This is a genomic window from Gimibacter soli (genome assembly GCF_028463845.1).
GTDB lineage: Bacteria > Pseudomonadota > Alphaproteobacteria > Sphingomonadales > Kordiimonadaceae > Gimibacter > Gimibacter soli.
In genome coordinates this window covers 2,833,412-2,857,589 of the sequence record NZ_CP116805.1, presented here as the reverse complement: position 1 = coordinate 2,857,589, position 24,178 = coordinate 2,833,412, and the positions used below count along the sequence as shown (strand labels likewise).

General features: G+C 52.0%; 15 protein-coding genes. 13 read left to right on the top strand and 2 right to left on the bottom strand.

Going from position 1 to position 24,178, the window contains the following annotated elements:
* The first annotated feature begins 590 nt into the window (after positions 1-590).
* From PH603_RS13160 to PH603_RS13140, 5 genes are all read left to right on the top strand, one after another.
* A complete protein-coding gene (locus PH603_RS13160) occupies positions 591-932 on the top strand; it encodes a plasmid mobilization protein (protein ID WP_289503000.1) in 342 nt (113 codons plus the stop codon).
* Positions 929-2,566: an LPD7 domain-containing protein gene (locus PH603_RS13155; RefSeq protein WP_289502999.1), complete on the top strand. Its 1,638-nt coding sequence runs from the start codon at positions 929-931 to the stop codon at positions 2,564-2,566. Before PH603_RS13160 ends, PH603_RS13155 begins: the two co-directional genes overlap by 4 nt.
* A gap of 955 nt (positions 2,567-3,521) precedes the next feature.
* The gene (locus PH603_RS13150; protein WP_289502998.1) at positions 3,522-4,928 is read left to right on the top strand and encodes an AAA family ATPase; all 1,407 of its coding nucleotides are present in this window, start codon (positions 3,522-3,524) and stop codon (positions 4,926-4,928) included.
* Positions 4,929-5,358: 430 nt separating this feature from the next.
* The gene (locus PH603_RS13145; protein WP_289502997.1) at positions 5,359-5,895 is read left to right on the top strand and encodes a gluconokinase; all 537 of its coding nucleotides are present in this window, start codon (positions 5,359-5,361) and stop codon (positions 5,893-5,895) included.
* Positions 5,896-6,012: 117 nt separating this feature from the next.
* Positions 6,013-6,330: a VOC family protein gene (locus PH603_RS13140; protein ID WP_289502996.1), complete on the top strand. Its 318-nt coding sequence runs from the start codon at positions 6,013-6,015 to the stop codon at positions 6,328-6,330.
* A 357-nt stretch (positions 6,331-6,687) separates the two neighbouring features.
* Here PH603_RS13140 and PH603_RS13135 read toward each other — a convergent pair whose 3' ends face one another.
* Together PH603_RS13135 and PH603_RS13130 are read right to left on the bottom strand one after the other, a co-directional pair.
* The gene (locus PH603_RS13135) at positions 6,688-9,186 is read right to left on the bottom strand and encodes a glycoside hydrolase family 3 protein (RefSeq protein WP_289502995.1); all 2,499 of its coding nucleotides are present in this window, start codon (positions 9,184-9,186) and stop codon (positions 6,688-6,690) included.
* A 216-nt stretch (positions 9,187-9,402) separates the two neighbouring features.
* Positions 9,403-10,434 (bottom strand): LacI family DNA-binding transcriptional regulator, encoded by a 1,032-nt coding sequence (locus PH603_RS13130; RefSeq protein ID WP_289502994.1) that lies wholly within the window; start codon positions 10,432-10,434, stop codon positions 9,403-9,405.
* 262 nt (positions 10,435-10,696) lie between these two features.
* Between PH603_RS13130 and PH603_RS13125 the strand changes: the two genes are divergently transcribed.
* The 8 genes from PH603_RS13125 (at position 10,697) to PH603_RS13090 (ending at position 24,147) form a co-directional block, all read left to right on the top strand.
* Positions 10,697-12,046 carry an MFS transporter gene (locus tag PH603_RS13125; RefSeq protein WP_289502993.1) on the top strand — a complete coding sequence of 450 codons (1,350 nt, stop codon included), beginning with the start codon at positions 10,697-10,699 and terminating at the stop codon, positions 12,044-12,046.
* Positions 12,047-12,050: 4 nt separating this feature from the next.
* Entirely contained in the window at positions 12,051-14,438 is a 2,388-nt protein-coding gene (locus PH603_RS13120; RefSeq protein ID WP_289502992.1) for a GH36-type glycosyl hydrolase domain-containing protein, read from the top strand.
* Positions 14,435-15,187 carry a sugar-binding protein gene (locus PH603_RS13115; RefSeq protein WP_289502991.1) on the top strand — a complete coding sequence of 251 codons (753 nt, stop codon included), beginning with the start codon at positions 14,435-14,437 and terminating at the stop codon, positions 15,185-15,187. The genes PH603_RS13120 and PH603_RS13115 overlap by 4 nt, the downstream gene beginning before the upstream one ends.
* 18 nt (positions 15,188-15,205) lie before the next feature.
* A complete protein-coding gene (locus PH603_RS13110) occupies positions 15,206-16,222 on the top strand; it encodes a LacI family DNA-binding transcriptional regulator (protein ID WP_289502990.1) in 1,017 nt (338 codons plus the stop codon).
* An 889-nt stretch (positions 16,223-17,111) separates the two neighbouring features.
* Positions 17,112-20,222 (top strand): TonB-dependent receptor, encoded by a 3,111-nt coding sequence (locus tag PH603_RS13105; protein ID WP_289502989.1) that lies wholly within the window; start codon positions 17,112-17,114, stop codon positions 20,220-20,222.
* 151 nt (positions 20,223-20,373) lie between these two features.
* Positions 20,374-21,099, top strand: coding sequence for a SapC family protein (locus PH603_RS13100; RefSeq protein ID WP_289502988.1), 726 nt, complete (start codon positions 20,374-20,376; stop codon positions 21,097-21,099).
* Positions 21,099-22,586, top strand: a complete 1,488-nt coding sequence (locus PH603_RS13095; RefSeq protein WP_353507416.1) for a tryptophan halogenase family protein — start codon at positions 21,099-21,101, stop codon at positions 22,584-22,586. The genes PH603_RS13100 and PH603_RS13095 overlap by 1 nt, the downstream gene beginning before the upstream one ends.
* Before the next feature lie 19 nt (positions 22,587-22,605).
* Entirely contained in the window at positions 22,606-24,147 is a 1,542-nt protein-coding gene (locus PH603_RS13090; RefSeq protein ID WP_289502986.1) for a tryptophan halogenase family protein, read from the top strand.
* Positions 24,148-24,178: the final 31 nt, after the last annotated feature.

Genomic DNA, 24,178 nt, shown 5'->3' with positions numbered 1-24,178 from the left:
ATCGGCAAATCGAGCTTTTCTGCCATTTTTCCAACACCCCAGGGGTCCCTGAAAGTGCAGGAATAACTTTGTTGAGGCAGCCTGAGGCTTGCTCGCCCAATCGGTCCGTAAGGATAAGGCCAGCGTAAACACCATACGAAATGCGTCCTGCGTGGGAGCTTTTGAGCATGCTTGGCTACCTCGGCGCATGCCGATCGGGTGCGCCTCATCGGTCGTCCAATCAGCGCGTCTGGAAGTGAGCAGTTAACAACCGCCATATCGGCCCTTTTAGAGTGAGCGCACGACAAAAGATGAGGAAACGCGCGGGTCGTGTGGCGCCGACGTGTGAACAGTTAACAAATCAGCGATTGGTTAATAATCCGGGGCATTTTTAACAGGTGTCGTGTGGTGGATATGTTCCGCACAACATATTGAGGAAAAATAAGTTTTTCTGTCCGGCGTGACGTGATTTTCAGTTTGGGCTGCTACCTTTCGGTTTGAGCAAGAGTCCTCAGTGTCAGACACGCATGCGTGTCAGCCCCTGAGCAGGCGAGGGGGGGAGTCCCCCTTCTGAAACCCCCTTGGCTCGGTCATTACGAAAGGAGCAAAGAATGTCAGACGTCAGAGAAGATGGAAAATGGACGCGCCGGAAGTCGAGACTGACCCGGCCGTTCACGGTGAAGATGGCAGAGGAGGAATATGCCAGGCTCGAGGCCTGTGCCGCCGCCGCTGGCCTCATCGTGTCGGAATATGCGCGGAGGCTTCTGGCCGGCGCCTCGGTCACAGAGAGCGCTGCACAACGTGACGTTGTCTACAAAATTGGTGCCCTCACTGAGGCTCTGCAATCGATCACCAAGTCGCAAGCAGTGTTGGGGGATGCGGATGTCAGCCGGGCTGACGTTGCACTTCTCCTCCTCCTCGTGCACCGCAAGCTGGGGTTGTTGCTGCCATGATGGTGCTGCCGGATAAAAAGGATCGGTCGGTAACTGACCCGAATGGTACGGCGGCGCTCGCCTATCTTAAGGCGCTGGAGGTCCTGAAAGATGGTGAATGGATCGAGCGAGACCCGCCGCCCGAGGTGTTGTGGGGGGATCCACGAGTGGTCGCGGCTGCGATCGCGGCCACCCCTTATGCGCAAAGCTATTTCAGTGCTGTAGCTTCGTTCCACCGGGATGATATTCCGGTGGATGAAGTTCTGGCGCGAGACAGGGCCTCTTGGGCGGTGATCAACCGTTTCATGGGCGAGTTTCCAGAGACCGCATTTGCCGGAGTTCCAAGAGAGGAATGGCCGCCCTTTTTGTGGGTTGCCCACTGGCATACCGGGCGATTGGAACTCAACTTTCTTTGCCCAAATATGATCGTATTTGCGAATGGCGAAGTGCGGTCCTTCAATCCCCATCCCCCAGGGCCCAAATCACGCAAGCTCTGGAATACGTTCGAGGACAAGTGGAACTTTGAGATGGGATGGGCCGACCCGCGAGATCCCGCGCGGCGTCGCAATGTGAAGGCGCCGGATCATATCCTCAAGCAATCGGCTGAGGCGAAGCGGTTTGGAAAGGAATACCGCAATGTCAAACTTGATCTCATGTTGTCGGCAGAGCGTGAGTTTCTGGAAGGGCGGTTTACTTGCCGGGCGGACGTGATCGACTGGTTCCTGCAGGCGGGTTGGCGGGTCAACCGGATCGGAGAGGACTATTTCACCCTGGTTGATGAGGCGGGTGAAAAGCACCGCTTGAAAGGTCTGTTGTTTTCGGCAGCCTTTACCTCCCGGGAAGCGTTGCTGTCGCTGAAGAAGAGCAAGTCGCGCAAAACGGCAGAGCAAGCCGCGGCGGAATATGACGCGGCCTATGCGGATTGGCGGGACGGCATCGTCAAAAAGTATCGAGCTGCTCGGCTGAAGGAGGGCAGGGGACGACCGGTCGAGTTTGAGCCATTGGTCGCCCCGAGCGTCGAAGAGGTTGCAGCCTGGAATGCCGGCCGATCCCTGCCGACAGTCCCGCGCGATCATGCCGCGTCAATGGAATGTGTCGTCCGGAATGTCGGGAATGACCTTAACGATCCGATGACCGGCAGCGACGAGATGTTGCGTTGTATCCGGTTGTCGACAAGCGTCCGACCGCTCATCCCAAAAAGGCTCTACGATCGTGTCCTCTGGGCCGTGCCATCGAGGATTACCTTGATTGACCCCGCCGCCCCCAAGGGGGTCGTTCACATCAGGGATGAAGGGGAGCGCCTGACGACGTCTCAGGTGACGGAAGACGCCGCCCTGCTGATGGCGGCGCTCGCGAGGGCAAAAGGTTGGTCGGCCGTTCGCCTGAGAGGCGGCGCCGAGTTTCAACGGCATGCGGCTGTCGCCCTTGCCCAAATGCACATTGAACTGATCACCGACGATGAAGGCGTGGCTGCCCTTTATCGCCAAACCTGGACCAAAGAAAACGAAAGGCTGAGACATGAAAGAGAAAAGAGAAATCCCGGACACCGGCAAGACCCGGCCCGGGCCCATCATGACACCCTTGGAGCGCGAGCTGATCGACGCGGTCAGGGAGATGAACAATACGAACCAGGCCATTCTCCGCAGACTGGATGAGAGCGAGCAGCGGGTGAATGCGCTGAGCACCGATCTTTCTGCACTGCGGCGTCGTTTCGGGATAAGGCGGAGCATCATGTCCGACCTGACGGATTGATCGGTGACCAGCACGGGAAGGCTGATTTTTGTTCGGCCCGCCCGTGTTGGCGGTTCGGCGCCTCCCAAGTCGCGTGCGGGCACGCGGCTTGGGTCCCGGGCGCCTTGACTTTTGTCTTCGGGCTGCGGGCCAAAGGCCCTTGTCCCCCGATCCCATGGGGATCGGGGCGCCACGAGGGTGGCCCTGCGCCAAAACCCAACCGCCGCCCGCGCCAGCGGGCAACCAACATCTCCATCCCACCGACCGAGGGGCGGGCACCAACGGGGTGGAACGGAGCGCGGGCGCAGCCCCAAATTTCTTTATATTCAGGCGGTTAATTTACATTATTAAGTTGATCAAATACTCGTTTAAATGTATATTATGTATATCGATCAATGACTTACGGAGATATCGAATGTCGATGCGCGACCACCTGCTCTCGAATTCCATGTTGATGATCCTCGCTTGGCTCCTCAGCATGTCGCCGAACATGTCGCTTCCCTTCACGCTGCCCTTTGCCTGATTGGGTGCGGTGATGAAGCGTTTTTATGATCAGACATGTCACCGAATAGCCTGACGGGCCAAAGGCCCCAACACCTCATCCCGATTTTGCCCCAAACATCCCTCAAAGTCCCCACATGACCCTAGCGAAGCACCAGTCCCAAAAAAACCAACGTCCGACCCAAACGGTCGGCGCGGCACGCGCGACCGTTCCCCAACTCCCCAACCTTATATGACCCACCGCCCCAAACCGGCGGAGGGTGCGGCCGCATAGGCCTCAGAAGTTCCCGGCAGCGATGCCGCATCTCTCCCACCCCCCCCCTCAATTTTTTTGGATGCCCATGGTGCCTCTGGCCGCCGGGGCAGGGAGTGATCTTTATGAACGATAGAATTTCATCAACGCCTGAATGGTGGTGGCGCCTGAGCGCCCGGCAATTGGCGGCCCGCGAGCAGGCTATCTATTATTATTTGACCATGTGTACTGATGCGGTGAGTGCCTGGTCCGCGCGCTTTTTCAAGACCTCACCTGATGCTCTCTTCAGATTGGCAACGTCTTTTGACCGGGCTTGCGACGTCAGTTCTGATCATCAGATGCTGCTGATCGCGCTCGCGGCTAGCTTGGGCTGTGAAGCGGCCACGAACCGGTTGATCGATGCTCTCGAAGGGGCGTTCGCAGCGGAGGGAGCAAGCCTCACGCGCCGAATGGCAGTCCGGGACCGGCTGGAAGAATGGGCTGAGGTAAGTCCGAAAGCTAAGCTTGCTTTCGGCCGTGTTGATCAGGCGCTGACCGCCTGGGAAGCGGTGCAGCCGGCGGGATATCTGCTCGATCAACCGCTCGACACCTACGAGGACCTGTCTTTCTGGGCTCGGTTCGAAACCGCCCCCAAAGCCCCAATCGCCTCCGGCATCCAAGCTGTCCAGGTCGCCCAAACCATCAACCCGCCCAAAAGTCGGGACGCTGATTATACTTGGTGCCAGTCATTGGTGCAGCCGCTCGAACTGAAACAAACCCCTGATCTCGCGGGCTTGCAGGCGGCCCTTGAAACCGAGTTCTTCTACGCTAGGTCGGCCATCAAAACTGTGGTTGATGCCTTGCTTCTGAGGGCCGCACATGGGCAGGCCGCCTTTCGCTTGCCACCCCTGTTGCTGGTCGGTCCGCCCGGGGTCGGCAAGACCCGCTTCGCCCGGCGGTTGGCAGAGCTCGCCGGTGTGCCGTCCGTGCTTCATGGGGTGGGCGGCAATAGCGATAACCGGACGCTCGCCGGGACCGCGGCGGGCTGGTCGAGCGCTGTGCCCTCGCTCCCCGCCAAATTCATGGCAGCTGAGAAAGTCGCCAATGGCCTGCTGGTCATCGATGAAGTCGAAAAGGCCTCGCGGTCAAGTCGCAACGGATCGGTGCAAAATACGCTCCTCTCCTTCCTCGAGCCCGAGAGCGCCCGAAACTATTATGATGAGTGCCTGCAAGGCGTAATCGACCTGACAAACTTGAACTGGGTGCTGATTGCCAACAGCGAAGACAGCATTGAAGCGCCCTTGCGGTCGCGCTTGCGGGTGATTGAGTGGAACGGCCCGGAGCCCGATGATCTCTATCGCCTGATCCCGGCGATCGCCGCGGGCGTCGCGGCAGACATCGGCGTCGATCCGCGCTTCTTCGAGCCGCTCCCGGATAGCGTGATGGATGCGCTCGCAGGAACCTACGGGAAGGGCCGGGATTTGAGGGTCATTCGAAGGATGGTGGAAGACCTTTATGCTGCGGACGTCCGGCGCGATCTGGCGCCGCACTGACGTCAGAAGGAAAGGGGCCGGCTGCGGATTGCCGGCCCCTTTTCACTGTTCTTTCCTGCCCCAAAACCCCACTTTTTCTGACTGCGCCAGATTTACGCCATCGAGGGTGTAAGCGGTTCTGATGAGCCCGCCTTCGGTGCCGGGGCAGCGGCGCTGGAAGCTCGGTGTCAAAGGGGTTGCTTGTGGCGCGAAGCTTCACGGCGTCAGGCACGCGGAGTGATCAAATTACAATAGATCGGCCTATAGCAACCAGATGTTAGTCTCTTGTTTTGATTTATGATATTCATTTCGGTGTGAGAGTAAGGGGCGGTTCTTTTTGAGCATCAATCATTCTTGATGGCCATTTACGTGGCCCTGTTTCCTTGACCTCTCTCTCTGACTTGGCAAATTTCGGTCTTCATTTTTTGGGGACGGGCAAAAGGTATGCGTAATGGCGGTTTCTGTGGTGGTGATAGGAGTTTGCGGTTCCGGCAAATCGACTCTCGGCAAGGGATTGGCTCGGGCTCTGCGGTTGAATTTCGTGGAGGGTGATGACCTGCATCCCCAGTCAAATCTCGAGAAAATGTCGTCCGGACAACCACTTAATGATGAAGACAGGTTCGGATTCCTGAGCAATGTCGGTTTTGTTTTGTCTGAACATAAGAAGGCCGGTGTTGTTGTTTCTTGCTCAGCATTGAAGAAAAAATACAGGAACCTTTTGAGGCTACATGATGAATCAGTGGTGTTTGTTTTGGCAGAACTCGAGGAAAGTGTCCTGAGAGAACGCCTCATGCGCCGCAAAGGGCATTTTATGTCTGAGAAAATGCTCGATAGTCAGCTCGAAATTTTTGAACGGCCAACCGAAGATGAGAGTGTAATTTTTGTTGATGGACATTTAGGGCCCGATGATCAGGTTAGGGATATCCTCGCGAAGCTTGCCTATGATAGATCGCGTTGCAACGCTGATCTCAATGGTCCCGAAATCTAAGAATTATCGAGAGACATAGTACCAACATTAAGGCCCGGCGCATATGGGTTGTAGACCGCATTGCAGGTCAGAAATGAGGTAAGTTGTGGTCTTGTGACGACGCACAGGGGGAAATTTATGAAGTTCAGTCATTTAGGAATTCCGACCACCGATCGGTTCCAAGGCGAGATTTATTTGCCGCACCTGAAGATGACGGTCAGCGACCATGAAGCGAATCAATTTGGCATCCAATGGATGCGTTTTGACGACGACGCGCCATATCCAGATCTGGTGAAAACCGTTCCGCATGTGGCGTTTGAGGTTGATGATCTCATGAAAGCCATAGCCACCCAAAAGGTCCTTATTGAACCGAACAGCCCTTCTCCGGGATTGATGGTTGCTTTCATTGAAGTTGACGGTGCACCCGTTGAGCTAATGCAATATTGCACTGGCTGAAATCCGCAACTGGTGGGTGCGCTTGGGAGAGTCGGGCTGAAGTTTAGGACTTGTATCTCTCACAAATTGCTAAGCAGACGTACGCCCCCGAACACAAAAAAATGGACACGTCCTGAGTTGGAGGGGGCAGGACGTGTCCTGAGTTGCGCGTTGGCTGGGAGGCAATGCAAAGCATCTATTTAAGCCAAGGCGCCATTGTCCTTCACATGGCCAGAGTTGGGTGAAGGACATTGGGAGGTATTGAGATCCGCGCGCGGGAATGGCAGCAGCAGTGCGCGTACTTTGAAATGCAAATTAGATCTGGTGAGGATTGTCCTTCCAAAAACGGGAGGACACTGGTTGACGACGCTGCTGCAGTCACCTTGGGCAACTTTCCTTGCCGTCAGCGTCTTCTATCAGTCTCACGTTGGCAATACTCAGCGCCGCATTTCGGCTTCCTCTCAATTCAAAGGGGAGGTCGACGGCATTCACGTCAGCTCCCACGGCTGCAAAGCATGAAAGGCTAACGCGCATATCGCTCCATTCACCTTTGGTGGATTGCGAAATTGCCTTTGAGATATCAATCTGACCCTGGCAAGACGGCTCGCTAGTACAGCCAAGCGTCAAGAGGATTGGCTCGCTGTTTTGTTCGTCGAGTCGATATGTGAAAGCCAGCTCCATTGCGCCATTCATTTCTCTAAAGAGGTCGATAGGAACTTCGCCGTAGATTGAGACGGACCCGCCAGTTGTTGCGTCGAAAATTATGGAAAGGGCATCTTCCTGTGCATCAAAGTCAGTACCAGATGCTTGGGAATTCTGAGCCTTGATCCGCCACGGGGCTTGGGGCCTGCCTTGTGTGAAGTATATATATTTATTGAGACCGGTCGTTGCTGAGCCTACATCTTCAGACAATACGCCAAGCGTGCTCCGTGTGGCGTACTTCAGCCCAAAACCATATTTGAACAGTGGGTCGTAATTATGATCGCCGGGGTTCAATTGGCTTTGATCGGCATGCTTTGGCCATGAGAAAGAAAGCGTGCCTTCGAAATCATGTTTAGTCGTCCCATCGGGGTTGGCTACGAGGACGTCAGAAATTCCGCCCCCCTCGGTTCCTGGCCACCAAACTGCAACAAAGGCGTCTGAGGCGTTGAGCAACGGATTGACCCACATTGGGCGGCCTGACAGGAAAAGGCTGACAGTCTTGACCTCTGCGGCTTTTAGCTCCCTCAATTTTTCGAGTATATCCGGATTCGCGTAGAGCAGAGTTGGGACGTCACCCTGGAATTCCGCATATGGCTTCTCGCCATATACAGCAATTACGATATCAGGCTTTTGGGAGTAACTACCGTCTTCGCTATATTCGATGCTGCCCCCTGCATCTGTTATGGCATCCTGAAGACCGGACAGGATACTTTGCCCGTTCGGGAACGCACTGTTAGGAAGGCCGCCACCTTGCCACGTCAGAGTCCAGCCCCCTGATGCGTCGGAAATGCTGTTTGCGCTAGATCCGATAACAAGAACCTTGAGGCCAGGCTTTACTGGCAATACATTGTCATTGTTCTTCAACAGGACGAGAGACCGTCGCACTGCCTCGCGGGCAACAGATCTATGGCGAGGTGATCCGAGAATTGTTGAGTCACCTGCTAGAGGGCGAGCCGAGGGCTTCACAAGATCAAACAGTCCAGCGCGCATTTTTACTCTTAGAATACGTCTTACCGCATCATCCAATCTGGCTGGTGAAATTGTGCCATCGGAGGTCTGTGAAAGAAGGTTCTCATAGAGCCCTTTCCAGCTGTCCGGGGCCATATACATATCAAGGCCGGCATTGATCGCCGTAGGACAGTTTTCATTGGAGCAGCCGTCTACTTGACCGTGAGCGTTCCAGTCGCCGACAACAAAGCCTTCGAAGCCGATTTGGGCTTTAAGGACATCAGTCAAAAGATATTTGTCGCCGTGAATTTTTCGACCGTGCCAGCTCGAGAAAGAAGCCATTATGACCTGGGCGCCAGCTTCTATTGCCTCAATGTAGGCGGCTCCATGTGTGTCATAGAGTTCACGCTCCGACGCTTCCGAGTTGCCTTGATCCTGGCCGCCTATGGTTCCGCCATCAGCGACGAAATGCTTGGCAGATGCGATAATTTTTTCGCCTTGCATGAAAGTATTTGAGTCTGGATCACCCTGCAGGCCGAGGACAATTGCACTGGCATATTTTTGTGTGATTGCGGGGAGTTCGCTGAAGCCTTCATAGGTTCGACCCCACCGGTCATCCTGTGGCACAGCAAGGGTGGGGGCAAATGTCCAATCATGGCCCGTTACGCGCAACTCTTGCGCTGTAATTGCGGCAATCTCAGCGACAAGGGCAGGGTCGTTCACCGCTCCAAGCGCAATGTTATGAGGAAAGATGGTTCCGCCAATGACATTGTTATGACCATGGACGGCGTCAATACCCCAGATAATAGGTATACCAACTCCACCATCAGTTGTATCAACAGAGGCCTCATAGTAGGCATCCGCGGCCTCAATCCAGGCCTCTGCTGTTGCATATGGTAAACTGCCGGGTGCGGAGTTGCCGCCACTGAGTACTGAGCCGAGATTGTATCGCCTCACGTCTTCGGGACTAACCGAGTCCGAGTCAGCCTGGATGACTTGCCCCACCTTCTCTGCTAGCGTCATTCTTGCCAGAATCTCTTCGATTCTAGATTCCTGATCGGGGGTCAATCCGCGAATTTTCTGTGCTCGCGGCCAAATGTTCGGTTGTTCTGCTCCGGACGCCTTGCCCTTGTCCTCGCTGCGATTAGTGTTCTCATTACAGCCGCTGAGAATTGCCAAAGACAATGTAAGTAAATAAGCCAGTTTTTTTCGCATTGAATTGCGCATGGCCCAAGTTTCCCTTCCCCTCAGAAGCTCCTGAGTGTTTGCGGTCTCAGGAACAGTCAACTCGCACATTAGGTAACGATATATGCATCGACCAGGCAGTAGCGTGCCAAGTCTTCGGGAACCTCCTTAGCGGTCTCTGTCGGATGAGTCCAACATTTTATGGAATCGCTTCCATAAAATGTTGGGGGACATTTATCCTAGCAAGGGGGCGCAATTTTAGGGGCGGAATTTTGTCGTGGACTCACGTTTCACAAAGGAGAAGTCCAGAATGATCGGGGCAGGCTCAGGCGCGCCATTTCGATTCAGGTGGATATCAAGAAGCCGTGCGGCTGCAGCTGTAGCCATCTCTTCGATGGGTTGTCTGATGGTCGTAAGGGGAGGGGTGACAAATGAAGCGAGGGCCAAATCGTCAAACCCTGCGACCGATAGATCTTGAGGAACATTCAAATCGGCTTCGTGGGCAACCATGAGAACAGCGGCGGCCATTTCATCATTGGAGGCAAAGATCGCCGATGGTCTTTTCTCGTGGTTAAGCAAGCGTTTCGCTGCGGCAACGCCAGAGCTGAACACATATGTGCCTTCGCATATATATTCAGGATTTATACGTAAGCCGTGGTCGTTCATGGCGCTTTTGAAGCCTTGAACGCGTTCTCTGGCATCGGCATGCTGGGCATCGCCTGTAATGAAGGCAATATCCTTATGTCCCAACTCGATAAGGTGCTCAGTCATGCGGTATGCCGCTTTAAAATTATCGATTTTAATATCTGTCATTTCCCCGAAAGGGCGTCCTGGGGCGATTCTGACGGTTGGTATTTTTCTCTTTGCGAGTGCCGCCAAAACTACCTGATTGTCGCAAATTGGCGGGGTAAGGATTGCACCAGATAGACTGAGACTCGATAGGAAGGAATCGACCTGTTCGAAGGTGGTATCGTTGTCAAATAATTCTACCAGAACATGAAGCCCGCCGATTTTCGAAGCGCGTAAAAGGCCGCGCTGAATACCGGAGAGATAATCCCCCTGAGGATCATCCAATAGCAAACCGATAACATATGATCGGTGTCCGGCCAGACTTCTCGCGTAAAGGCTTGGGCGATAGCCCAGCTTTTCGACGGCAGCCGTTACGGCTTTTTTTTTGTCCTCTCGAACATATTTTTCGCCGTTCAGAATTCTGGAAACCGTCGTGACAGATACGCCGGCAAAGCGCGCGACATCAGCGATCGTCACGTTGGATTTTTTCTTTGTTGCCATAGCTTCTACAGATTATTTCTGGAAACGTTTCCGGTTATGTGATTTGTGCGTTAGGATCGATCGGCGCAAAGTCTACTCACTGCGATGCAATGAGTAGACCGGTAGTCGGTCGTGAGGATTTGTCAATATCAGTTTTTTTGGTTAACTGCCACGCTGTCTAACATATTCAAGCATCTAACTTACGCCAAAAATCCAATTTGATTTTGACTTGGGCGGTGTTCTTCGATAAATGTGACCGGTCACAAATCCGGGGGAGTGGAGAATGACAAAGCTGAGCCTTCGGGAAAAGGTGGGGTATGCGCTCGGAGATGTTGCTTCAAACTTCTATTGGCGCATCTTCGACTTGTTCTTGCTGATATTCTATACGGATGTTTTTGGATTGCCGGCGGCAGCGGTTGGCACGATGATGCTTGTCGCCCGAATTATCGACGCGCTAACCGATCCTTTGATGGGGGGATTGGCTGATCGCACAAGAAGTCGTTTCGGTAAGTTCCGCCCATATCTCTTATGGGGCATAGTTCCACTCGTCTTTGCTGGTGTTTTGACGTTCACGACACCTGACTTGGACGTTGATGGTAAGCTGCTGTGGGCTTACGCAACTTACGTTTTCATGATGCTTTCCTATACCTTTATCAATGTTCCGTATGGTGCGCTGATAGGCGTCATGACGAGTGACAGTCATGATCGGACGGTTCTAACCAGCTTTCGGTTCATCGGTGCTTTCACAGGCGGAAGTATCGTGGCCTACCTTACGCCAGAGTTAGTTGCATTGTTAGGGCAGGGCGACGAAGTCAGGGGATGGCAAATGACCATGGCATTGTATGGTCTGGTGGCTGCGCTGCTTTTTCTGATTACTTTTCTGTCAGTCCGAGAGAGAGTTTCGCCTATCTCGCGAGAGCAGGCTTCTCTGTGGGTAGACATAAAGGACCTTGGCAGGAACAAGCCGTGGCTAGTGCTGTTCTCTTTGGCGTTGGTGATAATGATTACAATCACGCTGCGTGCCAGTACAGGTACCTTTTATCTTAAATATTATGTTGATCGGCCAGATCTGATTGGCGCGTTCAGCATGACCTATATGCTGGCGTTGATGATGGGCGCGGCAATAACGCCACTTCTTACGAAGTTTATGGGTAAGAAGCAATTGATGCTTATCCTCATGTGTGCTGTAACGATTTTGTCCGCCGCATTTTATTTCATTCCCCGCGACCAAGTATTGCTGATGTTTGTGATGCAGGCACTGATCGGTATTTGTCTCGGGCCGAAGTCTCCGCTTGTGTTCTCCATGTATGCGGACACAGCAGATTATTCCGAATGGCATACTGGTAGGCGTGCGACGGCTATGGTGTTTGCGGCCGCTGCTTTCTCCCAGAAGCTTGGTGGTGCACTAGCTGCAGCACTTATAGGCTGGCTTTTAGGGGCACTCGGCTATGCCGCAAATCAGGTTCAGACCAGTACATCTGAGGCAGGGATTGTCATGCTAATGACAATCATTCCCGCCGTCTTTGCGGGCCTTTCCGTGCTGCTGGTCCGCATCTACCCGCTTGATGAGCAATCTGTTGAAACTATCAATCTAGACCTCGCCTCCCAGCGAGCGGTAATCGGTAAGGAGTAAGAAAATGCGGGCAGGCTCTGATGCGGTTGTGCACCGGCAAGGATCTGACGTCGTGCTGACAGACCCTTTGGCAATGCCACAAGCAGGTAGCTTTCTTTGGAATCCTGAAATGATGGTCCAAATGACTTGCCGAGGATATGCAACCGCGCAGTACATGCAGCCAGAGCCGACAAAATATTCTAAGGGGCCTGTGCTTGAAGCGACCACATTTATGCAGCCGGAGCACCCATACTATTCACATCATAGCGGTCGTTTTTTCTATGTGAAGGATCGCCAGAATGGCGAGCTTTTTTCTGCACCGTATGAACCCGTTCGGGCAGCGGTTGATACATTCGAATTTGTGGCAGCCACTGATGCGCTGAAGTGGTCGATAGTCCGCCAGGGTATTGAAATCTATATCGAGTTGCGGCTGCCCAAAGCGGGAATTGCGGAGCTCTGGTCGTTGCGTGTGAAGAATGTCGATGATCGTCCAAGATGCCTGTCTATATATCCAGCTTTCACTTTTGGGTTTCTTTCATGGATGAACCAGGGAAGCACATATGATTGTGAACTTCAGGCGCTGATTGCTAATTTCGTAACCCCCTACCAGCGCGTTGCAGATTACTTCAAGCACCAACATTTTCGGGACAAGAGCTTTCTTATGGCAGAAATCAAGCCTGACGCTTGGTGTGCTCGCCTTTCTGCCTTCGAGGGCGAAGGAGGTATGCACCGCCCGGATGGGGTTATGGCTGAAGCGCTTGGAAATGAAGTGGCTGACTATGAACTGCCGTTTGCGGCATTTCAGTATGATGTCACATTGAATCCAGGAGAGAAGTTTGATGCACGTTTTGTTTTTGGGCCTGCAAAAGATCAGGCCGAACTTGTCTTTATCCGAAGAAAGTATTTTGGAGACTGCCAGGCTTTCGTGAGGGAGTGCCAGCTTGGAAGTGAGTATGTTGCTTCAGGCAATGGTGTAATCCAAATCGAGACAGAAGATCAGGGGTTTGATCACTTCGTAAATCATTGGATGACCAGACAGGTGCATTATCTTGGTGCCACCAATCGCCTGACTACTGATCCGCAAACTCGAAACTATTTGCAGGACCATATGGGCATGTCCTATGTGGCGCCTCAAAATATGAGGCAGGCAATCATTTGTGCATTGTCGCAACAAAAATTTAGCGGCGAAATGCCGGATGGAATACTGCTGCATCCTGAGGCATCGCTAAAATATATCAATCAGGTGCCTCATACTGACCATTGTATCTGGCTGCCCGTATGTATCACCGCTTATCTGAATGAAACGGCAGATTATGGGATACTTGAAGAACCAGTTCCCTATGTCGATTACGATCAGCCGGAAACAGTTGGTCGACACATCACAAAAGCAATGCGATGGATCGCCCAGAATTGTGATGGTCGCGGACTTTGCTTAATTGCGGAGGGGGACTGGTGCGACCCGATGAACATGGTCGGGTACCAAGGTAAGGGGGTTTCAAGCTGGCTAACATTGGCGGCCGCCTATGCCGCAGATCAATGGGCGGACATTCTTGAATGTGTCGGTGAGCAGTCAGTTGCATCCGATATGAGGGGCCTGGCGGAAGCATACAGGCAGGCTGCAAATGCCCACTTCTGGGATAGGCAATGGTACGCACGTGGTATCACCGATGATGGTGTGGCTTTTGGAGTGGCTTCTGATGATGAAGGGTCAATATATTTAAACCCTCAAAGTTGGGCAATGTTGGCTCGCGCAGCTGATGCTCAACAATTGCAGAAAATGTTGGAAGCTATTGAGACGCATCTTGCTTCACCATATGGCGTTGCGATGTTAGCGCCGCCCTATACAAAAATGAGGGAGGATGTAGGGAGACTGACGCAGAAATTCCCAGGCACTGCTGAGAATGGCTCCGTATATAATCATGCTTCTGCATTTCTCGCCTTCAGTCTGTTTGAGGTAGGTAAACCCGATCGTGCGTTTGAGGTGTTGCGGAAGATGCTGCCCAGTGAAACGGATTGCGTCGCTCGTGGCCAGCTCCCCGTTTATATCCCAAATTACTACAGAGGTGCGCACCGATCGCTCCCGAGAACATCTGGGAGGTCAAGTCAGCTTTTTAACACCGGCTCCGTGGCATGGTTCGCCAGGATTGTCATAGAGCGACTTTTTGGGCTGGAGGGATGCGCTGAGGGATTGCGGGTCAATCCGTCACTTCCTTCTCACTGGAAAAAGGCACATGTAACTCGCCGCTTTCGGGGGGCAATATTCAATGTGACTTACAGTAAGCGTTCAGGGGTTGCTGAGACACATGTTTACTTAAACGGGGAGATACTTCAGGACCGCATCGTAAGAAACGTCGTTGAGGGTCGCGAGTATGTTTTGGATGTCGTGATTGCGCAAGACGGGGAACTTGTATGAGGCTGAAACCTTTCTTAGCGGCTGGCATATTGGGGTTACCAGTTCTGGCGCTTGACGTGCACGCCGACGACGTAATTTTTGCCGATACCGCACCAGTTATAGATGGCGCCATGGATAAGATTTGGAGCAAAACTGAATGGCTCCCAATCGACAAACATATTGCAGGGGCTGTCCCGGGTGAGAGCGATTTTAGCGGGCGCTATAAACTGCTTTGGGATTCAGAATATCTCTACGTTATCGCCGAAATTGTTGATGACATCTTGTACGATGGCAATGCTGATCCACGCGACCGATATTGGGACGATGACTGTCTGGAAATTTTTGTGGATGAGGATGCTTCTGGTGGGAACCATCTGAATGATTTTAATGCGTTTGCCTACCACATTGCGCTCGACGGTAATGTTGTGGATATCGGGCGCGCTTTTCCGTCAGGAGGGGCAGCGATACTGCTGTTGAATGACCATGTAAGAAGTGAGTGGACACGGCAAGCTGAGCCCCCCTTCAAAGTGATCTGGGAGGTGGCTATCAAGCTCTTTGGAAAAGAGTTTGACCCAGATCGCACTGACAACATTCCTGTCAGACTGCACGAAGGGAAGCAGGTCGGCTTTATGGTTGCGTATTGCGATAATGATGGCAGCCCGGAACGGGAGCATTTTTTGGGATCGCAAAGTATTGCGCCTGTCAATGGGGATAAAAATTTAGGCTACATAACAGCATCGGTTTTCGGCAGGTTAAGGTTAGTAAATTGAGAGATATAGGGGTGGTCCGTGGCCACGATTAGAGATGTTGCAAGTCTTGCTGGAGTGTCTCGAGCGACCGTCACGCGTGCCCTGCAAGAGCCAGACAAAGTTTCTCCAGCGCGCCTATCAAGGGTCAAGGAGGCTATCAGGGTTCTGGGCTATAGGCCCAACATGTTGTCCCAGACATTCAGGAAAAATCAGGCTCGTACAATAGTGGTCTTGGCGCCGAACTTGGCTAATCCATTTTTCTCAAAAGTAATCGCGGGCATTGTGGCAGCTGCTGATGAACGCGACTTTAGGGTCCTCGTTGGCGCGACGGACGGTTCGGTTAGCAAAGAGTTTGACTTTGTCCGTATGGTGGAATCTCGTCTGGCTGACGGCATTATCCAGATGAATCCGTTCACGCTATCGGAAAGGAATGCTGTTTTGCCTCATCAACACGTGCCGGCCGTCAGCGTAGCTGGAGTGCCAGGAACGCCTTACTCATGTGTACGAATAGATAACAGAGCAGCTGCAAAGGAGTGCATTTTACACTTGGCAGCGTCAGGGCATCAGAAAATTGGGATCGTAACCGGTCCGACCCACAATAGTAACACTATGGTCAGGCTTGAAGGGGTCAAAGCCGGCCTGGAGGAGGCCGGGTTGTCCTACAATCCGAACTTGGTTCGGGAGGGTGATTTCCGAATGCTTTCTGGCCTTCAAGCAACAGAAAGTTTAATGCAGGATGGTCCCGACCCTAAGCCTACGGCCATTTTTTGCATGAATGACGAAATGGCGCTTGGCGCTATTAGAGCCCTGCATACGCTTAATTTACGCGTGCCGGAAGATGTATCAATTGTTGGATTTGATAGCTTAGATTTTTCTGCATTCTTTATGCCTCCCCTCACAACTGTCGAGCAGCCTGGGTATGATATGGGTGTCAGCAGCGCAAACATTTTGGCTGACATAATTGAGGGAGTGTCGGCAGGCCAGGAATCACATGACGTTGTCCTGCCTTATCGCTTCATCATACGCCAGAGTACGGCGCCGGTCAGGGTGGACTGATCTTTTCCCGACAGCCTCACGGCTCTGGTCATGGCTGTTGTGTGGTGAACACACATCGGACGTTATTCGTATAGGACTATTTGAATTGCGCGTCATCGGGCACGTCGGCTCCACTAGGTATGCGCGTGATTTTTTGCCGCTAGTTTGACGTGGTGGCATTTCCTGGAACTGGAATGTCGGGAACACAGCATCAGCAGTGCTCTCGTCTGTCCCTGAAGCCGTAAGGCGCAATCTGCTCACAACGCTTATGTGCCCCGAAATAAATATCCTGACGGTCCGTCCCCCGGCAATAAATTGAGAAGAGCTTTTTTAAATGCTGGGTCCTTGGGCTGAGCCAACCCTGAAGATGCATCTCTGGCATCCGCGGCGTCGCAAACGCTGCACTCTGGCGGCTTGAGGCATCTTTTCGCTCGAGGCGATGAGTGAGATCAGTCGGAATCAGGGACTGATTCTGAAAGAAATCTGAAATCGATACCAGAAATTTCCTTTTCGAATGGCCGTGAATGCAAAAAACGAAAGCAATGATGCTGATAATATATAGATTAAATGCTGCGAAAAATGGCCTCTTAAGTTATTTTGCGATGCAACAAATAATAATTTAACAATAAGTAATATAATAATAAAAAAATATATGCAGTGCGGCATGAATTATACCGCTTCGCACAATATTTTGATTCGTTAATCAGTGGGGGAAAATATGGGTTTACAAGCTGACTTTGCATGCCATAGCGTGTCATTTGACAGCGCTGTCAGTTTGTTTGTGATGAAAATATGGTAGCGTTATCTTATGTTGCAGTCGGTTATGATGACGCCCTGCTTCCGCAATCAGTTTTTCATGTGCTGTCGCTTTGGAGATTCCTCGTGAAGGAAACGCTTAGGGAGAGGGAAGATGAATACGATTATTGTTGAGCGTGAAGCAGTCAGGGGCGATGGGCCCTCACGTGCGAGGCTGTTACTATGTGGTACATCGCTTGCTGCTTTGCTAACTGTCGGTCTCGCGGCACCAGCAAATGCTGCTGAAGGCGATGAGGTTGCGTTTGAAGAGATCGTTGTTACGGGTATACGGAAATCATTGAAGGAAAGTGCCGACATCAAACGCAACGCTCGTGGCGTTGTTGATGGGGTCGTCGCTGAAGATATCGGCAAATTTCCAGATTCAAACATTGCGGAATCGTTGCAGCGAATTACCGGTGTTGCGATCAACCGTCAGGCAGGTGAGGGATCGCAGGTTACCGTTCGTGGATTTGGCGCTGGCTTTAACCAGGTGACCATCAATGGTCGTACAATGCCTACGGCTGACATTCCGGTTATCGGTGGAGATGGGCAAGGGTTGCTTGGACAAGCCAGCGACAGGGCCTTTGATTTTTCGACGCTCGCTTCAGAGAGTGTCTCTTCAATGCAGGTTTACAAGTCGGGCAGGGCAGACATCGCCTCAGGTGGTGTTGGCGCGACCATTAACGTCAATACCCGGAAGCCGCTCGACAATGATGCGGGTTTGACCGGGACTGTTGTTGCCAAAGCAGCACACGACACTCACGTCGACCAAGGCAATAAGGTAACTCCCGAACTTGCTGGCTTCATGAGCTGGAGCAACGACGAGAGCAATTTCGGCGTGGCATTGTTCGCAGGATATTCAAAGCGTGACTCTGCTGCGGGGGCCATTCGGAATGCCGGATGGGATGTAATCTCAGCCGATGCTGTTCTGGACCCAAGTAGCGGGCTCCTGACAAATAATGCCAAAGTAACCGGCCTTCCAACTGATGGTCGTAATGTGGCCATCGCTCGTGATAGCCGATATCAGTTTACTGAACTGTCCCGCGAGCGGATTAATGGGCAAGCTGTCATTCAGTTCAACCCGACTGAGCGTTTTCGTTTTACAGCGGATGCCCTCTATGCGGAATCGAGCGCAAAGGAAGATCGGACTGATCTCAGCAACTGGTTTGATAGGCCATTCGATCAGTTGGCATTCGATGACAACCCAGTCGCTACGTCAGTATTCTTGTCAGAGAACAAGGGTGGCGGTGTTAAAGACTTTGCTCTGCAGCAGAGCCATAGCGCAACCAAAGACAAGCTTGAGTCATTTGGCGTTAATCTGGAGTTCGATGCCACGGATGGCTTGACGTTTATCCTGGATGGTCACACGTCCAAAGCTTCCGTACGGCCAGATGCAAGGACCGGATTTGCCCAGACAAACGTAGGTATGGCCATGCCGGTGGTTCTGAACCATTCGGTGGACTATTCCTCTGGATTCCCGCAAATCGTGGTTAATCGTGACGATTCTATCCGAAGCAATGGCGATGGTGTCTACGACCTCAACGATGTCTCAACCCAGATATCAAACGACAACCGCGATATTTACCAGCTCAATGACATCGACCAGATTGATTTGCGTGGTGAATGGGATCTTGATGATAAGACCAAGTTCACCTTTGGTGCCAATTATCGCACTCAGCGGAACGAGACGTATGAGGCACTTTATCAGCAGGTTATGGGCAACTGGGGTGCAAATAACCCAGGCGATGTAGAGCGTTTGGCACCTGGCGCATTGGAGCTTTACGATTGGGATGATGCCTTCAAAGAATTTCCTATCCCGTCGGGTCTTGTGGGTGTTCGTGGTAATGCACTCGACATCTTTGAGGCAGCATCCGCGTACTATCTGAGCCAAGGCAATACGCTTAACCTGCAGCAGGAGAACTTTGACATTGTCGAAGAAGATGTTCTCTCCTTCTATGGTCAGTTTGACGGTGAGTTCGATTTGGCGGATCGGCGCGTCCGCTTCAGTGCCGGCTTAAGATATGAACAAACTGATGTTACTGCTTTCTCTCAGTCTGCACCAACGACCGAAATTGTTTGGCAGGGCGACCAAGACTTTGCCCGCGTTGCCGGCGCAGGCCAAGGCGGATTCTCGGTCGATGGATCTTACCACAATTTCCTGCCTAATCTGGATCTTGCAATCGATTTGACAGATACGTTCGTAACCCGCTTCTCGTACAGTAAGACTATGTCGCGGACGGGATATGACAATCTGAAGGCAAGTACTTCTTTGTCGCAGCCTTCAGGCCCGACCGCGCTCGGTGGTACACTCACAGCGAACACAGGAACTCCTGGACTATTGCCGCTGGTATCCGAGAACTTTGACGTGTCGTTCGAATGGTATTATGGGGACGATGACTGGCTGTCCGTAGGGCTGTTCCACAAAAATGTGAAGAACTTTGTAGGTAGCCGTACAGTTCAAGAGAATCTCTTCGGCATCCGTAACGCTACTTCGGGTGAGGCAGGTACGCGGTCTGGACAGGCGCTTGATGCCCTGCAAAGTATCGGCATTACCGCGACCAACGCGCATCTATTCGCCATGTCCGCCCTCATTGATCAACTTGGTTCAGTTAACGATGCCGTTTCAACCTTCCAGGCTCACGTCGTGAATGGAGCATTGGATCCAGCGTATTATGTTAGCGTCGAAACTGACTATGACGTTCGAGCAAATGGAAATGATCCCCTATGGATCATTGACGTTACTCGCCCCCTCAACATTGAATCGGCAGCTATTCGGGGTATTGAGCTCGCGGGCCAACACTTCTTTGGGGACACAGGGTTTGGTATTGCTGCAAGCTATACGCTTGTCGACGGTGATATCGGCTATGATGTGACCAAATCCCCAACCGAAAGCCAGTTTGCGCTTGAGGGGCTTAGCGATACGGCGAACCTTACACTGATTTACGAGAAGGACCGGATTTCGGCTCGGGCCTCGTATAACTGGAGGGATAAGTTCCTTTCTGATGCGAACCGGGGGGATAGTTACAATAACCCGACATTCACTGACTCGTTCGCCACAATCGATGTGAGCGTAAGCTATAACGTGACTGATGATCTCGTCGTCTCGCTTGATGCGATCAATATAACTGGCGAGAACACCTACCAATATAACAGGGCGCCAAATCAGCTTTGGTTTGCGCGTGAAAACGCCCCGCGTTTCTTCCTTGGGGCGCGCTATAAGTTCTAAGCGGATGAGATTTGTGAAGTAACAACACTATGGCACTGGGACTGCTCTGCCGAGCGGTCCCAGTTTTAAGCATTGGAGTTTCAGAAAGTCTTAGATTCTGTGACCCCTGGAGATAGGTTGGGGAGCTATTTGTGCCGAATGGGAAATGGATATGGTGGACATTGTTGCGTTGAATAATATTGATCATCATGACTTGAAGGTCTGTGGGGATCGTGGGGCCGTGTTTGGTGACAATGTTAACCAGGCGCTTGTCTTTCCCAACGAGTTTCGTGAGCTTCAGCGAGAGTATCCAATTCTTTTCCGGAAGGATCAGAATAACGAGTACCTTGCAGTGGCTTTGTTAGGGCTCGACAAAGACGAAAATGTATTCCTGCGGGGATCCTCCTGGGACGCACGGTATATCCCTGCTGTGCACGCGCGGGGACCGTTTTCCATTGGTGTGCGTAGCGGTGTGGAAGGCGTCGATGCAAATTTTGACGCCGAAGTGAATATTGACTTGGACAATCCATCAGTAGGTAGGGAAAAGGGCTATCAACTGTTTCAACCACATGGCGGACAGTCTCCTTATCTTGAATATATTGTTGGTGTGCTAAGTATTCTGAAAGATGGGATTTCGTTATCGAAAGCATTTTTTAGCGCTCTGGAAAAGCTTGATCTGATTGAGCCTGTCACATTTGAGGTAAAGATTGACGAGACCCGTCAATATAGTATTCCCGGCATCTATTCGATTAGCGGGGAAAAATTTGAGAGGCTGGGAGCGGAGGCGCTCGCTGATCTTCATAGCAGCGGAATATTAGCCTACTGCTATTGGGTTCTTGCCTCACTCAACAATGTCAGCTTGATTGTCGAGCGGAAGAGGGTGGGGCAGTCAGCATGATGGAGGGACAGGTCAAAAGAAAAGTAGTCATCGCGGGTGGCGGAACAGCCGGCTGGGTTGCTGCTGCGGCTCTTTCGAGCCAGATTGGTCAGCTCATTGATGTCACGTTGGTAGAGTCTGATGAACTTGGCACTGTTGGAGTAGGAGAGGCCACCATCCCAACCCATCGCAGCTACCATGATATTATAGGCGTTAATGAAGCCGAATTCATGCGTGCTACACGGGCAACGTTCAAACTTGGGATTTCGTTCGAGCACTGGGGCGCCCTCGGCCAAAAATATATTCACTCCTTCGGTAAGATTGGTGTCTCGAGCTGGATGGCGGATTTTTACCATCTTTGGCTTGAGGCTCAGGCTGACGGATTTGGCGGTGATCTCGGCGATTATTGTCTCGAATTGCGCGCTGCTGAAGCCGGAAAATTCGCGATTTCTCAGAAACCCGCCTTGAACTATGCCTATCATCTTGATGCAGGGCTATATGCGAAATTCTTGCGTGCGCATTGCGAGAAACGGGGGGTCCGTCGCATTGAGGGCAAGATACAGGAAGTACGTAAAAATGGAGAAAACGGGTTCATCGATTGCCTTGTGATGGAATCAGGCAAGGAAGTGAAGGGTGATTTATTCATAGATTGTACCGGGTTTCAGGCGCTCCTTATTGGGAAGGCATTGGGTGTGCCCTACGAAGACTGGTCACATTGGCTTCCGATGGACAGTGCCATAGCGGTTCAGACGCGAGCCATTTCTGTGGTTCCTCCTTACACTCGATCGATAGCCCAGGATGCTGGATGGCAATGGCGGATTCCCTTGCAACACCGAGTTGGGAATGGCCATGTTTATTGCTCAGACTATATGAGTGATGATGAGGCGCGCCACATTCTGGACCACAATCTCGACGGAGAGCAACTTTTCGAACCTCGACTTATTCGCTTCCGTACCGGTCGCAGAAAAAAGATTTGGGAAAAGAATTGTGTAGCCCTGGGGCTTTCGAGTGGTTTTCTCGAGCCTCTAGAATCTACAAGTATCCATCTTTTCCAAATTTCTGCGACCCGTTTGGTGCAAATGTTCCCATTCTCCGGGGTCAGCGATTCCCTGACCAGTTTCTATAATAAGCTTTATGACGAGGAGTTGTTGGGAATCCGGGATTTTATCATCCTGCATTATCTAGCCACCAAGCGGGATGACACGCCGTTTTGGAGAGATCGGCAAACGCTGGATATTCCGGGTTCACTGCGTGAGAAAATTACACTTTTCAAGGAACATTCGATCATCCACCAAGCTGAAACAGATCTGTTTCGGGCGGATTCATGGCTTCAGGTGATGCGTGGGCAGGGACTTCACAGTGAGGGCTATCATCACGTCGGCAAACTGATGAAGCCGGAGGTGCTCCGTGCAAATATGGAAGGCTATGCTGCCCGGGTGAAAGAATTTGTGAGCAAATTACCGCGACATGAAGATTTTGTAGCCCAATATTGTTCGGCAGATGCTTAGGGAAGAGGCTGCGCGGAGCGTGACATCCTGTGTTCGGAAAATTGTGATAGTAGGTGGTGGCTCCGCGGGCTGGATTACAGCAGGTTTGCTCGCTGCCAAGTATCCACCAATGCATGCCGGCGGGTTGAAAATAATTGTGATCGAGGCACCCGACATCCCAATCGTCGGAGTAGGCGAGGGTACATGGCCAAGCATGCGCTCAACGTTGAGGGCAATGCAGATTGATGAGTGGGATTTCGTCAGGGCCTGCAGTGTCTCATTCAAACAAGGTTCAAAATTCTGCCAATGGCGTCGGGATGATCCGACAGATTTCTACTATCATCCATTTGAAATGCCCCTTGGTTTTCGTGAGGGGAATGTAGCGGAAAGTTGGTACGAAAACTCCTCCGGAGCTTCTTTTTCTCGCGCTGTTTCCTCTCAGGAGGCGCTGTGTGAGGCGTTCCGTGCGCCCAAATTGCTGACAAGTCCGGGCTATGCTGGATTTTCTAATTACGGCTATCATCTTGATGCCAGCGCTTTTGCCGGTTACTTGCGAAATCATTGTATTAGCAAGCTAGGCGTTAAGCACATAAGCGACACTGTGATTGGGCTGGCTGTGCAGGACAATCAGGATATTGCTTCAGTCGAGACGCAAAGACATGGAGTCATCGAAGGTGATCTGTTTGTCGATTGTACGGGCTTCAAAGCACTACTATTGGGAGGGCATTTCGAAGTCGACCTCATGTCAGTGAAACATATTCTGTTTCCTGATAAGGCTTTGGCAGTACAGGTTCCATACCGTGAAGAGGTGCCGGTTCAATCAACTACGATATCTACGGCGCAGCCGGCCGGGTGGATATGGGATGTAAGCCTTTCGTCCCGACGGGGCATCGGTCATGTATTCAGCAGCGATTATATGAGCGAAGAAGAAGCGGTCGAATCCATCCGTAAATATATCGACTGGGATGAAACGCACTTTGGTGAGCTCAGTGTCAGGCAATTGTCCATAGGTTCTGGATACCGAAGGACTTTTTGGAAACAGAATTGCGTTGCGGTTGGACTATCCGCAGGCTTTTTGGAACCATTGGAAGCCTCTGCATTGATGCTTATCGAGCGATCAGCCAACATGATTGCGGACAATATGCCAGCTTCTCGGCATGCGATGGAGATAGTCGCTCGCAGGTTCAATGAAAGAATGCATAGCTTGTGGGAGAGTATTGTCCAGTTTCTCAAGCTCCATTATTGCCTCAGCCAGCGCAATGAGCCCTTCTGGAAAGACAATCGCGCTCCAGACAGCTTACCGCTGGCCCTTTCAGAGAGTTTGCGGCTCTGGAAGGAACAAGCGCCGCGTACAGCTGACTTTGAGGGAAGGGATGATGTATTTCCAATCGCGAGCTACCAGTATGTCCTTTATGGGATGGGCTTCGAGGTGAAGCCAAATTTGAGGGGCGTGCCAGCGTCTTTGCGGGCTTTCAGTGAGCAGCAATTCGAGCTAGTTCGACGAAGGACTGAGCAGCTGTTGAATATGCTTCCGGAAAACAGACAGCTTCTAGATTACTTAAAAGCGGATCAGCGCGAGTAGGGATAAGCTACTAAAAGCCCCGTGGATGAGA

Excerpts from the sequence above, each read along its gene's own strand:
- PH603_RS13155 (WP_289502999.1), top strand. The coding sequence starts at position 929 with ATGATGGTGCTGCCGGATAAAAAGGATCGGTCGGTAACTGACCCGAAT.
- PH603_RS13105 (WP_289502989.1), top strand. The coding sequence starts at position 17,112 with ATGAATACGATTATTGTTGAGCGTGAAGCAGTCAGGGGCGATGGGCCC.
- PH603_RS13095 (WP_353507416.1), top strand. The coding sequence starts at position 21,099 with ATGGAGGGACAGGTCAAAAGAAAAGTAGTCATCGCGGGTGGCGGAACA.
- PH603_RS13150 (WP_289502998.1), top strand. The coding sequence starts at position 3,522 with ATGAACGATAGAATTTCATCAACGCCTGAATGGTGGTGGCGCCTGAGC.
- PH603_RS13130 (WP_289502994.1), bottom strand. The coding sequence starts at position 10,434 with ATGGCAACAAAGAAAAAATCCAACGTGACGATCGCTGATGTCGCGCGC.
- PH603_RS13120 (WP_289502992.1), top strand. The coding sequence starts at position 12,051 with ATGCGGGCAGGCTCTGATGCGGTTGTGCACCGGCAAGGATCTGACGTC.
- PH603_RS13160 (WP_289503000.1), top strand. The coding sequence starts at position 591 with ATGTCAGACGTCAGAGAAGATGGAAAATGGACGCGCCGGAAGTCGAGA.
- PH603_RS13125 (WP_289502993.1), top strand. The coding sequence starts at position 10,697 with ATGACAAAGCTGAGCCTTCGGGAAAAGGTGGGGTATGCGCTCGGAGAT.
- PH603_RS13100 (WP_289502988.1), top strand. The coding sequence starts at position 20,374 with ATGGTGGACATTGTTGCGTTGAATAATATTGATCATCATGACTTGAAG.
- PH603_RS13135 (WP_289502995.1), bottom strand. The coding sequence starts at position 9,186 with ATGCGCAATTCAATGCGAAAAAAACTGGCTTATTTACTTACATTGTCT.
- PH603_RS13115 (WP_289502991.1), top strand. The coding sequence starts at position 14,435 with ATGAGGCTGAAACCTTTCTTAGCGGCTGGCATATTGGGGTTACCAGTT.
- PH603_RS13145 (WP_289502997.1), top strand. The coding sequence starts at position 5,359 with ATGGCGGTTTCTGTGGTGGTGATAGGAGTTTGCGGTTCCGGCAAATCG.
- PH603_RS13140 (WP_289502996.1), top strand. The coding sequence starts at position 6,013 with ATGAAGTTCAGTCATTTAGGAATTCCGACCACCGATCGGTTCCAAGGC.